General features: G+C 66.1%; 11 protein-coding genes. 2 read left to right on the plus strand and 9 right to left on the minus strand.

Translation table 11 applies throughout. From position 1 onward, the window contains the following. Positions 1–220 precede the first annotated feature (220 nt). The 9 genes from ACVWZ5_RS17685 to bioB form a co-directional block, all read right to left on the minus strand. Positions 221–1999, minus strand: coding sequence for an acyl-CoA dehydrogenase C-terminal domain-containing protein (locus tag ACVWZ5_RS17685; RefSeq protein ID WP_084942040.1), 1779 nt, complete (start codon positions 1997–1999; stop codon positions 221–223). Between the two features lie 135 nt (positions 2000–2134). Further along, positions 2135–3418, minus strand: coding sequence for a GGDEF domain-containing protein (locus ACVWZ5_RS17690; RefSeq protein WP_028689063.1), 1284 nt, complete (start codon positions 3416–3418; stop codon positions 2135–2137). 343 nt (positions 3419–3761) lie between these two features. Continuing rightward, positions 3762–5567 (minus strand): phenylacyl-CoA dehydrogenase, encoded by a 1806-nt coding sequence (locus ACVWZ5_RS17695; protein WP_028689064.1) that lies wholly within the window; start codon positions 5565–5567, stop codon positions 3762–3764. Between the two features lie 250 nt (positions 5568–5817). Then, complete coding sequence (locus ACVWZ5_RS17700; protein ID WP_028689065.1) at positions 5818–6114, minus strand: hypothetical protein; 297 nt, start codon at positions 6112–6114, stop codon at positions 5818–5820. 94 nt (positions 6115–6208) lie between these two features. Continuing rightward, entirely contained in the window at positions 6209–6904 is a 696-nt protein-coding gene (gene bioD, locus ACVWZ5_RS17705) for a dethiobiotin synthase (protein ID WP_062575426.1), read from the minus strand. A 1-nt stretch (position 6905) separates the two neighbouring features. Further along, positions 6906–7730 (minus strand): malonyl-ACP O-methyltransferase BioC, encoded by an 825-nt coding sequence (gene bioC / locus ACVWZ5_RS17710; RefSeq protein WP_062575427.1) that lies wholly within the window; start codon positions 7728–7730, stop codon positions 6906–6908. After that, positions 7723–8454 (minus strand): alpha/beta fold hydrolase, encoded by a 732-nt coding sequence (locus ACVWZ5_RS17715; protein WP_062575428.1) that lies wholly within the window; start codon positions 8452–8454, stop codon positions 7723–7725. The genes bioC and ACVWZ5_RS17715 overlap by 8 nt, the downstream gene beginning before the upstream one ends. After that, positions 8447–9619, minus strand: coding sequence for an 8-amino-7-oxononanoate synthase (gene bioF / locus ACVWZ5_RS17720; protein ID WP_084942041.1), 1173 nt, complete (start codon positions 9617–9619; stop codon positions 8447–8449). The genes ACVWZ5_RS17715 and bioF overlap by 8 nt, the downstream gene beginning before the upstream one ends. A 2-nt stretch (positions 9620–9621) precedes the next feature. Beyond that, a complete protein-coding gene (bioB, locus tag ACVWZ5_RS17725; RefSeq protein WP_062575430.1) occupies positions 9622–10680 on the minus strand; it encodes a biotin synthase BioB in 1059 nt (352 codons plus the stop codon). 90 nt (positions 10681–10770) lie between these two features. Between bioB and ACVWZ5_RS17730 the strand changes: the two genes are divergently transcribed. Next, positions 10771–11508 carry a ComF family protein gene (locus ACVWZ5_RS17730; RefSeq protein WP_062575431.1) on the plus strand — a complete coding sequence of 246 codons (738 nt, stop codon included), beginning with the start codon at positions 10771–10773 and terminating at the stop codon, positions 11506–11508. Between the two features lie 58 nt (positions 11509–11566). After that, a complete protein-coding gene (locus ACVWZ5_RS17735) occupies positions 11567–12328 on the plus strand; it encodes a TOBE domain-containing protein (protein WP_062575432.1) in 762 nt (253 codons plus the stop codon). Positions 12329–12362 lie beyond the last annotated feature (34 nt).

The raw sequence follows: 12362 nt of genomic DNA on the forward strand, positions 1-12362 counted from the left end.
TGCGCGTCCTGCGCTACGTCCATGTAAGAAAGAGTAACCGTGGATCCAATCTTAGGAAAGAGGCGAAACGTCACTACGTCGTGTAAGCCAAAGCTTACAAAAGCAGCCCTTGCACAAACACACCACCCTGACAAAGCAAAAGGCCGCCCCTGCAGAAGGATTGCATCCCCCTGCAAGAGCGGCCTTGAGCCGCAACGGACTGCTACGCAGCCCGCAATGGTCAGAACTGCGCGGCGTCCAGCAGATAGAGCGACTCGCTCCCCGCCTTCACCGATGCCACCAGCGAGTGAACCCGTGGCAGCAGGCGCGCGAAGTAGAACCGCGCCGTGCCCAGCTTGGCGCCGTAGAAGTCGGCATCCCCTTCACCGGCCTTGGCCGCCCGCGCCATCAATGCCCACATGTAGGCGTAAGCGACGTAGCCGAACGCGTGCAGGTACTCGACCGAGGCCGCGCCGATTTCGTTGGGGTTGCCCTTGGCCTGGTCCAGCACCCAGGCGGTCAGCTCATCGAGCTGATCAAGGGATGCCGCCAGCGGCTTGGTGAATTCACCCAGCTCGCTGCCGGCAGTGGCGATGAACTGGCGGATCTCATCGGCGAACAGCGCGTAGTAGGCGCCGCCGCTGGCCACCACCTTGCGGCCGACCAGGTCCAGCGCCTGGATACCGTTGGTGCCTTCGTAGATCTGGGTGATGCGCACATCGCGCACCAGTTGCTCCTGGCCCCATTCGCGGATGTAGCCATGGCCGCCGAAGACCTGCTGGCCATGCACGGTGCACTCCAGGCCCAGGTCGGTGAGGAAGGCCTTGGCCACCGGGGTCAGCAGCGCCACCAGCTCCTCGCTGCGCTTGCGGACCGCGGCGTCTTCACTGTACTTGGCGCTGTCGAGCTGCATCGCCACATAGGTGGAGAACGCTCGACCGCCTTCGGTCAGCGCCTTCATGGTCAGCAGCATGCGGCGCACGTCCGGGTGGACGATGATCGGGTCGGCCACCTTGTCCTTGGCCTGTGGCCCGGTCGGAGCACGGCTCTGCAGACGGTCGCGGGCGTACTCCACGGCGTTCTGGTAGGAGCGCTCGGCCGAAGCCAGGCCCTGGATACCGACCCCCAGGCGCTCGTAGTTCATCATGGTGAACATGGCCGCCAGGCCCTTGTTCGGCTCACCGACGATGTAGCCGACCGCCTCGTCGAAGTTCATCACGCAGGTGGCCGAGCCCTGGATGCCCATCTTGTGCTCGATCGAGCCGCACGTGGCCGGGTTGCGCGCGCCGAGGCTGCCATCCTCATTGACCAGGAACTTGGGCACCAGGAACAGCGAGATGCCCTTAGGACCTGCCGGGGCGTCCGGCAGCTTGGCCAGCACCAGGTGGATGATGTTCTCGGTGAGGTCGTGCTCGCCGCCGGTGATGAAGATCTTCGTGCCGCTGACCTTGTAGCTGCCGTCGGCCTGGGGTTCGGCCTTGGTGCGGATGATGCCCAGGTCGGTGCCGGCGTGGGGTTCGGTGAGGCACATTGAACCGGCCCAGACGCCGGCGTACATGTTCGGCAGGTACTTTTCCTTGAGCGCTTCACTGGCGTGGGCGTTGATCGACAGGCAGGCGCCGGCGGTCAGCATCGGATACAGGCCGAAGGCCAGGCTCGAGGCGTTGACCATCTCCTCGACCTGCGCCGAGACGACCTTGGGCATGCCCATGCCACCGAAGAGTGGATCACCGCCAACGCCGACCCACCCCCCTTCGGCATAAGTCTGGTAGGCCTCGATGAAGCCCGCCGGGGTACGCACCGAACCGTTGTCCCAGTGGCAACCCTCTTCGTCGGCGGCGCGACTCAGCGGCGCGATGGTCTTGCCGGTGACCTTGCCGGCCTCCTCCAGCACGGCCATGGCCGTGTCCGCATCGACCGCCTCGGCCAGGCCGGGCAACTGCGACCAGAGCGTGGCCACGTCGAAGACTTCATTGAGGACGAAGCGCATATCGCGCAGGGGCGCTTTATATTCAGCCATGACAACCTCTCGCTATCGGGGTCGGGGCGGCCCGTCGGGGCCGCGGCACTGGGATGACCGCAGTGTAACCGAACAACTTTTACGAGACATAGGGTCATCATGCGACCGAATAGTCTTACATAGTCACACGATAATTCACGCCATGCGCACGGCGCCGCGCCGCGATTGCTGGCCGAAGGTCATGACGCAGTTACGCCCCGCGCCCTTGGCGCTGTACAGCGCTTGGTCGGCAGACTTGAGCACTTCGTCGGGATTGCGGTGCTCGACCTGGCGCTCGGCGACGCCGATGCTGATGGTCACCGAAACCGTGGTGTTGGCCCCTGCGCCACGGCGCTGGCGCCCGGTGGAATCATCCTGCGGCCGGCTGTTCTGGTCACGCAGCTGGATGGCGTAGTTGGCGATCATCTCGCGCACCGCCTCCAGGTGCGGCAGGCACTCTTCGGCGGTCTTGCCGGCGAACACCAGGGCGAACTCTTCACCGCCGTAGCGGTACGCGCGCCCGCCGCCGGTCACCTTGGACAGGCGGCTGGCGACCAGGCGCAGGACCTGGTCGCCGACGTCGTGACCGTGGGTGTCGTTGAATTTCTTGAAGTGGTCGACATCGGTCATGGCGATCACATAGTTGCGCCCCAGGCGCTGCATGCGCTCGTTGAGGGCCCGCCGCCCGGGCAGGCCGGTCAGCTCGTCGCGGAAGGCCATCTGGTAGGCCTCGTGGGACACCGCGGCGGCGATCATCAGCATCACCTGGCTGCACATGATGTTCAGGGTGAACGGCAGGATGAATGTCTTGGGCAGCATCCAGAAGATGCCGATCAGGCCGATGATCTGCGCGGCATGCAACGGCCTTGGCTCGCGCAGGTACTGCACCACCAGCAGGATGAACACCGCCAGGAACAAGGGGTAGGCCAGCTGGATCAGGCTCATCCACTGGCCATGCAGCGCGGGCCAGCGGATCTCGGCCAGCCAGCCCAGCAGCGCCTCGGGAAAACTCTGCTCCAGCGCCACCGCCACGCTGCTCACCGCGAACAGCACGGCGAAGCGCGCCAGCAGGTCCTGGGCCAGGTGGGTGCGTTCCTGCCACGCCCCGTACAGGCCGAACAGCGCCGGCAGCAGCAGGCACACCAGGTGGAAGATCACCGCCGCATCCTCGCGGACCCGGCCGTTGTCACGGTAGAAATCGGTCTGGGTATCGAGCAGGAAATAGGCGATATACACCGTGACCATCAGGAACAGCTCGCGCTGGCGGCGGTATACGGCGCAGTAGGCGCCACCCAGCAACAGCACCAAGGTGGGTAGAACGTTGAACAGCGATGTGAAGAAGACGCTGAGGTCCCTCACATAGGCTGCCGCAAGCCCTGCCAGCAACAGAATCAGCGAAGGCAGGAAGTGGCTCGCGCGTACAGCGGATAGACGAAACAAGGGTAATCTCCGACCCGGCAGATCAATAATGGCATTGTGCCCCTACTTCATCGGCAGTGCACATGAATAGATGAATACAGATGCCCGCTTTAACGGCAGATCAGGGGCCAAGCTTGAGACTTTCTCGTTACTGGATGCGACATTCCTGATATTGCGCGATCCCTGTAGGTGATCACCCAGCCCTTCGGGCTACGCTGTCGCGCAGGGAACTACCCCCTGTGGGAGCGGCCTTGCGTTGCGAAAGGCCGCCCCCACAGACGACCGCGTAAGTCGCAGCTGAAATCCAGGCGAAAAAAAACCGCCTGCCGGTGAGGGCAGGCGGTTTTTCGTACAACCAACTGGCTTAGATGGACAGACCGAAGTCTTCTTCCTTCATCGCCATCAGGTTGTCGGCGCCGGAGAGAATCGCCGCGACGTGGCTGCGGGTACGCGGCAGGATGCGCTGGAAGTAGAAGCGCGCAGTCTGCAGCTTGGCGGTGTAGAACGCCTCTTCACTGGTGCCGGCCGCCAGCTTCTCGGCAGCCAGGCGGGCGATGTCGGCCCAGAAGTAGGCCAGGCACGCGTAGCCGGAGTACATCAGGTAGTCCACCGAAGCGGCACCCACTTCCTCGCGGTCCTTCATCGCGGCCATGCCGATCTTCATGGTCAGCTCGCCCCACTCCTTGTTGATCGCGGCCAGCGGCTCGACGAACTCCTTGGTGGCTGCATTGCCTTCCTGGCCCTGGCAGAACTTGTGGACGATCTTGGTGAAGCCCTTGAGCGCCTCGCCCTGGGTCATCAGCACTTTACGGCCGAGCAGGTCGAGGGCCTGGATGCCGGTGGTGCCTTCGTACAGCATGGAGATACGGCTATCGCGCACGTTCTGCTCCATGCCCCACTCGGCGATGAAGCCGTGACCGCCGTAGATCTGCACGCCGTGGTTGGCGGCCTCGAAGCCGACTTCGGTCATGAATGCCTTGGCAATCGGGGTCAGGAAGGCCAGCAGGGCGTCGGCCTTCTTGCGCTCTTCCTCGTCCTGGCTGTACTTGACGATGTCCACCTGCTTGGCGGTGAAGTACACCATCGCGCGGTTGCCTTCGGCGAAGGCCTTCATGGTCAGCAGCATGCGGCGCACGTCCGGGTGGACGATGATCGGGTCAGCGGCCTTGTCCGGTGCTTTCGGGCCGGTCAGCGAGCGCATCTGCAGGCGGTCACGGGCGTACTTCAGGCCACCCTGGAACGCCACCTCGGCGTGGGCCAGGCCTTGCAGCGCGGTCCCCAGGCGAGCGGTGTTCATGAAGGTGAACATGCAGTTCAGGCCCTTGTTGGCCGGGCCGATCAGGTAGCCGGTGGCGCCGTCGAAGTTCATCACGCAGGTGGCGTTGCCGTGGATGCCCATCTTGTGCTCGAGGGAGCCACAGCTCACGCCGTTGCGCTCGCCCGCGCCGCCTTCGGCGTTGGGCAGGAACTTCGGCACGATGAACAGCGAGATGCCCTTGGTGCCGGCCGGAGCGTCGGGCAGGCGGGCCAGGACGATGTGGACGATGTTGTCGGCCATGTCGTGCTCACCGGCCGAGATGAAGATCTTGGTGCCGGAAACCTTGTAGCTGCCGTCGGCCTGAGGTTCGGCCTTGGTGCGCAGCATGCCCAGGTCGGTGCCGCAGTGCGGCTCGGTCAGGCACATGGTGCCGGTCCACTCGCCGGACACCAGCTTGGTCAGGTAGGTGTGCTGCTGCTCGGGGGTGCCGTGGGCGGAGATGGTGTTCATCGCGCCATGGGACAGGCCCGGGTACATGCCCCACGACCAGTTCGACTCACCGACCATTTCGCTCAGGGCCAAGCCCAGCGACTCGGGCAGGCCCTGGCCGCCGTGCTCGACATCGTGGGCCAGGCTCGGCCAGCCGCCCTCGACGAACTGCTGGTAGGCTTCCTTGAAGCCGGTCGGGGTCTTCACGCCCGACTCGCTCCAGGTGCAGCCTTCGAGGTCGCCGACGCGATTCAGCGGGGCCAGCACCTCTTCACAGAACTTCGCGCCTTCTTCCAGGATCGCGTCGACCATGTCGGGCGTGGCGTCCTGGCAGCCCGGCAGGCTCTGATAGTGCGCCTCATAGCCGAGCAGCTCGTCGCGGACGAAGCGGATATCACGCAAGGGGGCTTTGTAATCAGGCATTGCGATGAACCTCTGTGATGAGTTCGGTGGGGAGACCGCGGATACCGACCAGCTCTTGGCGGCTTTCGGTCAAACAGTTGTTTGAAACTTACGTTTAGGTGGCCTCGCTGTCAAGGTGGGCTGGCGATGGCATTTGTGCCGCCGAATATGCCATTTACGCCAACCGCCCTCAAACGCATCGCGGGGCAAGCCCGCTCCCACGGATGGAAGCGGGCTTGCCCCGCGATGTAAGCAAATGTGATTCAGCGGGTCAGACGTAGGTGTCGATGAACCGACCGAGCATTTCATCGGAAGCCTTGGCGACTTTGGCACCGAGTTCGACTTCGTGCTTGCCCAAGGCCAGTTGCACGGTGCTGGTGGCCAGGTCCAGCTGCTGGCTGCGGTCTACACCGCGCAGGCGCTCGGCCTGGTATTCGGTGGACTGCCCGCTGGCGCCACGCTCGACAGCGCCGCTGGCGATCTGCTGGGCAGCCTGGTCGACACGGTTCTGGCCGTTCTGGATGGCACCCAGGCCCGCGTAGAAGGCGGAGCTCGCATTGATTTCCATGTCAGGACTCCATGACGCTGGATGAGGAACAGGCCTTATTAAAGCAGCACAGCGGGAAAAAGGCCCGTTTAAATCCCTAATAGCCTAGTGCCAGCTAATAGGCAAAGGCCTGATCCAGCAGGTCCAGCTGCAAATGCGCAGCCACCGCGTCCGCACCAGCCTGCTTCAACCAGGGCACCCGCCCCAGGCATGGCGCGGGCAGGCGCTCGGCCAGGCTGGACAGGTTTTCTTCCAGGCGCGATGTCCGCGGATCGACGATGTTCGCCACCCATCCCGCCAGTTGCAGGCCGTCCCGGGCGATGGCCTCGGCACTGAGCAGGGCGTGGTTGATGCACCCCAGGCGCACCCCCACCACCAGGATCACCGGCAGCTTCAAGGCGATGGCCAGGTCCGACAGGTTGGCATGGTCGGACAGCGGCACGCGCCAGCCACCGGCGCCTTCGATCAAGGTGAAGTCGGCGTGCTGCACCAGCACCTTCTGCATGGCATCGCGCAGCGCCGGCACGCTCAGCGCCACCCCGGCCTCGCGGGCCGCCACATGCGGGGCGATGGCCGGCTCGAAGGCGAAGGGATTGACCGCTTCATAGGACAGCTTGACCGAGCTTTCGTCGATCAGCGCCAAGGCGTCGCTGTTACGCAGCCCCTTGGCCGTCACCACGCACCCGGACGCCACCGGCTTGGCCGCCAGGGTGCTCAACCCCAGTTGCCGCGCCGCATGCAGCAAACCCGCAGCGATGGTGGTCTTGCCGACATCGGTGTCGGTGCCGGCAATGAAATAGGCCTGGCTCATGTCAGTGCTCTGCGTCCGAAGGCTTGCGCAAGACGCCGTAGACCACCTGGTAGGTGGCCGGCAGGCCTTGCGCCTGGCGGTACTGTTCGTAGGCCTGCAACAGGCCCTGCATCCGCGCCCGACCGGTGAGCCCCGACGGACGCCCCGGGTTGAGGTTGTGCGCACCCAGCGCCTTGAGCTCATGGGTCAGGCTGCGCACGTCGGGATAATGCAGCACGTGGGGGCGCCGCTCCAGGTCGATCAGCTCCAGCCCGCTGTCGCCACACAGGCGCTGGTAGTCCTCGAAACGCCGGAAGCGATTGACGTGCACCATGCCATCCACGGCCTGCCAGCTGGCGCGCAATTCATCCAGCGTGCCCACGCACAGACTGCTGAAGGCCAGCACGCCGCCGGGGCGCAGCACCCGCCGCGCCTCGCCCAGCACGCTGGCGAACTGACCGCACCACTGCACCGCCAGGCTGCTGAACACCAGGTCGACGCAACCATCGCGCAACGGCAGGCGCTCGGCGTCCCCCGCCACATGGTGCCGGGCGCCGCCCTGCTCGCGGGCATGGCGCAGCATGCCTTCGGCGATATCCACCGCCACGCCACCTGATTGCGCGAAATGTCCGGCCAGCACCCGGCTGAAGTGGCCGGTGCCGCTGCCCATGTCCAGCCAGCGCGCAGGGGCAAGGCCGCTGGGCAGCTTTTCCAGCAGTGCCATGCCCACTGCGCGCTGCAAAGCCGCTACGCTGTCGTAGCTGGCCGCGGCGCGGGAAAACGAAGCCGCCACCTGACGCTTGTCCGGCAGGGTGCCGGGCAGGGTGGGCTGGGAAAGGTCAGTCATCGCCACTCTCATGCAGGAAACTCTTGATGCCCGCCGCCAGTTCCTGGGGATACTCCAGCAGGAAAGCGTGGGAACTGTCTTCGACAAGGCCGACTTCCACGTCGGGCAGCAGGTCGCTCAGGGCCTTGGCCGCTTCCACCGGCACCAGCGCGTCACTGCCGGCAAACAGGTGCAGCTGCGGGCCGCCGTATTGCTCCAGGGCGGTACGGGTATCGAGGCTGGCCAGAACCTCCAGCCCGGTGGCCAGGTACAGCGGATCGGTGTCGGGCACGCCCACCCCCAGCTGCCGCAGCAAGGTGCGCGGTTGCTGCGCGCCCTCGCTGCACAGGGTGCGGAAGCGCTTGAGGGTGACGCGGGTGTGGCTGCGGCAGCCGTCGAGGAAGGTGCCGAAGGTGTCGGCGGGCATGCCGTGCGGCCAGTCCGGCCGGGCCACGAAGCTGGGATTGCTGGCCAGGGTGAGCAAGCCGCAGCAGTGGTCGCCGCGCTGGTGTGCCAGGGCGCTGGCAAGCATGCCGCCCAGCGACCAGCCGCCCAGCCACACATCGGTCGGCAGCTTGCGGTCCAGATGGTCGACCCAGGCCTGGACATCGCTGTGGGCCAGTTCCGGCAGCGCCATCAACTCGACCTGCAGGCGTGGATCCTGGGCGCGCAGGCTGGCGGCCAGCGGCTCCAGTGAAGCGGTGCCCAGGCCCCAGCCGGGCAGGAGGATCAGTCGGTTACGCATCGGCGGACTCCAGTTGTGGATAACACTCGGCCAATGCATTCAACAATAGCTGTACCTGCGCCTCACTGTGGGCGGCGCTCAGGGTCACCCGCAGGCGGGCACTGCCGGCGGGCACGGTGGGCGGGCGAATCGCCGTGACCAGCAACCCGCGCGCGCGCAGCAGGCGGGACAATGCCAGCGCCCTCCCCGCATCGCCGATCAGGATCGGCTGGATCGCGGTGTGGCTGTCCATCAGGGTCAGGCCGATCTGCTCGGCACCTGTGCGGAACTGCTGGATCAGCGCGGCCAGGTGCTCGCGCCGCCAGTGTTCGCGGCGTAGCAAGTCCAGGGCCTTGAGCGTGGCGCAGGCCAGCGCCGGTGGCTGGCTGGTGGTGTAGATGTAGGGCCGGGCGAACTGCACCAGCGCCTCGATCAGTTCCTCGCTGCCGGCGACAAAAGCGCCGGAGGTACCACAGGCCTTGCCCAGCGTGCCGATCAGCACCGGCACGTCCTCGACGCCCAGGCCGCAATGCTCGACCAGGCCACCACCGTTGGCGCCAAGGGTCCCCAGGCCATGGGCATCGTCGACCATCAACCAGGCACCACGCTCGCGGGCCACCTTGGCCAGGGCCGGCAGGTCGGCGCAGTCGCCGTCCATGCTGAACACGCCGTCGGTGACCACCAAGGTATTGCCGGTCGCCTTGTCCAGGCGGCTGGCCAGGCTGGCCGGGTCGTTGTGCAGATAGCGGCTGAAGCGGGCGCCGCTGAGCAGCCCGCCGTCGAGCAGGGAGGCGTGGTTGAGGCGGTCCTGCAGCACCGTGTCGCCCTGCCCGACCAGCGCGGTGATCGCGCCGAGGTTGGCCATGTAGCCGGTGGAGAACAGCAGCGCACGCGGCCGGCCCGTCAGTTCGGCCAGCGCCTCCTCCACTTCATGGTGTGGGGTGCTGTGGCCGATCACCAGGTGCGAGGCACCGCCACCGACACCCCAGCGTTCGGCGCCGTCGCGCCAGGCCTTGATCACCTCGGGGTGATTGGCCAGGCCCAGGTAGTCGTTACTGCAGAAGGCCAGCAGCGGCTGGCCGTCGACCACCACCTGCGGCCCCTGCGGGCTTTCGAGCAGTGGTCGCTGGCGGTACAGGTCGGCGGTACGCCGTTCGGCCAGCCGCGCGGCAAGATCGAAGGCCATGCTCAGGCCGAGGCTGCGTCGTAGAACAACTCGCTGCTGCGCTGCTCGACCAGCGCCTGCTCGATGGCGGCCTGGTGCACTTCGTCGGCGTGCTCTTCACGAGCTTCTGGCTGGATACCGAGGCGGGCGAACAGCTGCATGTCCTTGTCGGCCTGCGGGTTGCCGGTGGTCAGCAGTTTCTCGCCGTAGAAGATCGAGTTGGCACCGGCCATGAACGCCAGGGCCTGCATCTGCTCGTTCATCTGCTCGCGACCGGCCGACAGGCGCACATGGGACTTGGGCATGAGGATCCGGGCCACGGCCAGCATGCGGATGAAATCGAACGGATCGACGTCCTCCTCATCGGCCAGCGGCGTGCCGGCGACCTTGACCAGCATGTTGATCGGCACCGACTCCGGGTGCTCGGGCAGGTTGGCCAGCTGGATCAAGAGGCCGGCGCGGTCGTCCAGCGACTCGCCCATGCCGAGGATGCCGCCGGAGCAGATCTTCATCCCGGCATCGCGCACGTAGGCCAGGGTCTGCAGGCGCTCGCTGTAGGTGCGGGTGGTGATGATGCTGGCGTAGAACTCCGGCGAGGTGTCGAGGTTGTGGTTGTAGTAGTCCAGGCCGGCCTGGGCCAGGGCCTGGGTCTGCTCCTGGTCGAGCTTGCCGAGGGTCATGCAGGTTTCCAGGCCCATGGCCTTGACCCCTTTGACCATCTCCAGCACGTAGGGCATGTCCTTGGCCGACGGGTGCTTCCACGCCGCGCCCATGCAGAAGCGGGTCGAGCCGATGGCCTTGGCCCGGGCGGCCTCCTCCAGCACCTTCTGCACTTCCATCAGCTTCTGTTTTTCCAGCCCGGTGTTGTAGTGACCGGACTGCGGACAATATTTGCAATCTTCCGGGCAGGCGCCGGTCTTGATCGACAGCAGCGTGGAAACCTGCACGCGATTGGGGTCGAAGTGCGCGCGGTGCACGGTCTGCGCCTGGAACAGCAGGTCGTTGAACGGCTGCTGGAACAGGGCCTTGACCTCGGCCAGGGACCAGTCGTGACGTGTGGTTGCAATTGCGCTGGCGCTCATCGGCGTTTCCTTATCTATGGTCTGACTGACGCCGGGACAGGAAAACCCACCAGCGCATCACGGATAGCTCGCATAGTCACGGAAGGCCTCATGAACTGTCAACCAATCAAGAATAGACTGGTTTACATCTGTACAAATATCAATCAACACTGTTTGCTCTGCGACGAGCAGGCCGAGCAGCCCTATCCCTTGTGCATCGCCTGCGAGCAGGCACTGCCCTGGCTGGACGAGCAGTGCCGTCGTTGCGCGCTGCCCCTGGCCATGGACGGCCTTCTCTGCGGTGGTTGCAGCCGTCGCCCACCGGCATTCAACCGGGTGATCGCGCCGTGGCATTACGGTTTTCCCATCGACACCCTGGTCAGCCGTTTCAAGCACAACAGCCAGTGGCCACTGGGGCGGTTGCTGGCGCAGTTGCTCGGCCAGAGCCTGACGCACCGCTACAACGAAGGCCTGCCACGGCCGGACCGCCTGTTGCCCGTGCCGCTGGCCAAGCGTCGACTGCGCCAGCGCGGTTTCAACCAGGCGGCAATGCTCGCCCGCTGGCTCGCCGGGCAATTGTGCCTGCCCTGTGACGAGCGCCTGCTCCAGCGCGTGCGCGATACCCCGGCGCAGCAGGCCCTCGGCGCCCGGGCCCGGCAACGCAACCTGCGCCAGGCTTTTGCCCTTGCCCCCGGCTGCGAGTTCGACGGCCTGCACCTGGCACTGGTCGATGACGTACTGACCACCGGGGCGACCGCCCAGGCCATCGCCCGGCTGCTGCGCCAGGCCGGCGCCCGGCGGGTCGACATCTACTGCCTGGCACGCACGCCCAGGCCGGGCCAGGCTTGACTTGCCCCGGTGACGGCGGCAACGTCGCGGGACCTACACCACACCCGATGCCCGCCCCATGTCCCTGCCTGCCCTGCTCACCCAGCACATCGTCCGCCGCCCACAACGCATCGCCCTGTTGCAGCATGTCGCCGAACAAGGCTCGATCACACGCGCCGCCAAGGCTGCGGGCATCAGCTACAAGGCCGCCTGGGACGCCATCGACGAACTCAACAACCTGGCGGCGAAGCCCCTGGTGGAACGCAGCACCGGCGGCCGCGGCGGCGGTGGCGCACGGCTGTCCACCGAAGGCGAGCGGGTGTTGCGCCTGTACCAGCGCCTGCAGGCACTGCAGGCGCAGATCCTCGAGTCCGCCGAGGACAGCAGCGACCTCGACCTGCTCGGCCGCCTGATGCTGCGCACCAGTGCGCGCAACCAGCTGCAGGGGCGAATCAGCGGGCTGCGCCGCGAAGGCCGGCATGACCGCATCAGCCTGGACCTGGGCGGCGGGCTGGAGATCGAGGCCTTGATCACCCGAGGCAGCACCGAGCGGCTGGAACTGGCGCTTGGGGCTACGGTGGTGGCGCTGCTCAAGGCCGGCTGGGTGCGGTTGCTGGGCGCGGATGAGACGCCGGAGCCTGGGAGCAACTGCCTGAAGGCCAAGGTCGAGGAGGTACTCATCGAAGACGGGCCGGGCGAGGTGCGCCTGGCGCTGGGCAATGGCCAGACCTTGTGCGCCTTCGCCGAGGCGGCCTGGCTGGCGCAACGGCAGGTCCAGCCGGGGAGCGCCCTGCGGGTACAGTTTCATCCGTCGTTCGTGTTGCTGGGAGTGCCGGTCTAACCTGGCCGCGAAGCCCGGGCCGGCTTGGCCCTGG

It is taken from the genome of Pseudomonas sp. TE6283 (assembly GCF_054060555.1).

Coding starts and splice junctions, on each gene's coding strand:
- ACVWZ5_RS17685 (WP_084942040.1), bottom strand. CDS start 1,999: ATGGCTGAATATAAAGCGCCCCTGCGCGATATGCGCTTCGTCCTCAAT.
- ACVWZ5_RS17695 (WP_028689064.1), bottom strand. CDS start 5,567: ATGCCTGATTACAAAGCCCCCTTGCGTGATATCCGCTTCGTCCGCGAC.
- ACVWZ5_RS17700 (WP_028689065.1), bottom strand. CDS start 6,114: ATGGAAATCAATGCGAGCTCCGCCTTCTACGCGGGCCTGGGTGCCATC.
- bioD (WP_062575426.1), bottom strand. CDS start 6,904: ATGAGCCAGGCCTATTTCATTGCCGGCACCGACACCGATGTCGGCAAG.
- bioC (WP_062575427.1), bottom strand. CDS start 7,730: ATGACTGACCTTTCCCAGCCCACCCTGCCCGGCACCCTGCCGGACAAG.
- ACVWZ5_RS17715 (WP_062575428.1), bottom strand. CDS start 8,454: ATGCGTAACCGACTGATCCTCCTGCCCGGCTGGGGCCTGGGCACCGCT.
- bioF (WP_084942041.1), bottom strand. CDS start 9,619: ATGGCCTTCGATCTTGCCGCGCGGCTGGCCGAACGGCGTACCGCCGAC.
- bioB (WP_062575430.1), bottom strand. CDS start 10,680: ATGAGCGCCAGCGCAATTGCAACCACACGTCACGACTGGTCCCTGGCC.
- ACVWZ5_RS17730 (WP_062575431.1), top strand. CDS start 10,771: ATGAACTGTCAACCAATCAAGAATAGACTGGTTTACATCTGTACAAAT.
- ACVWZ5_RS17735 (WP_062575432.1), top strand. CDS start 11,567: ATGTCCCTGCCTGCCCTGCTCACCCAGCACATCGTCCGCCGCCCACAA.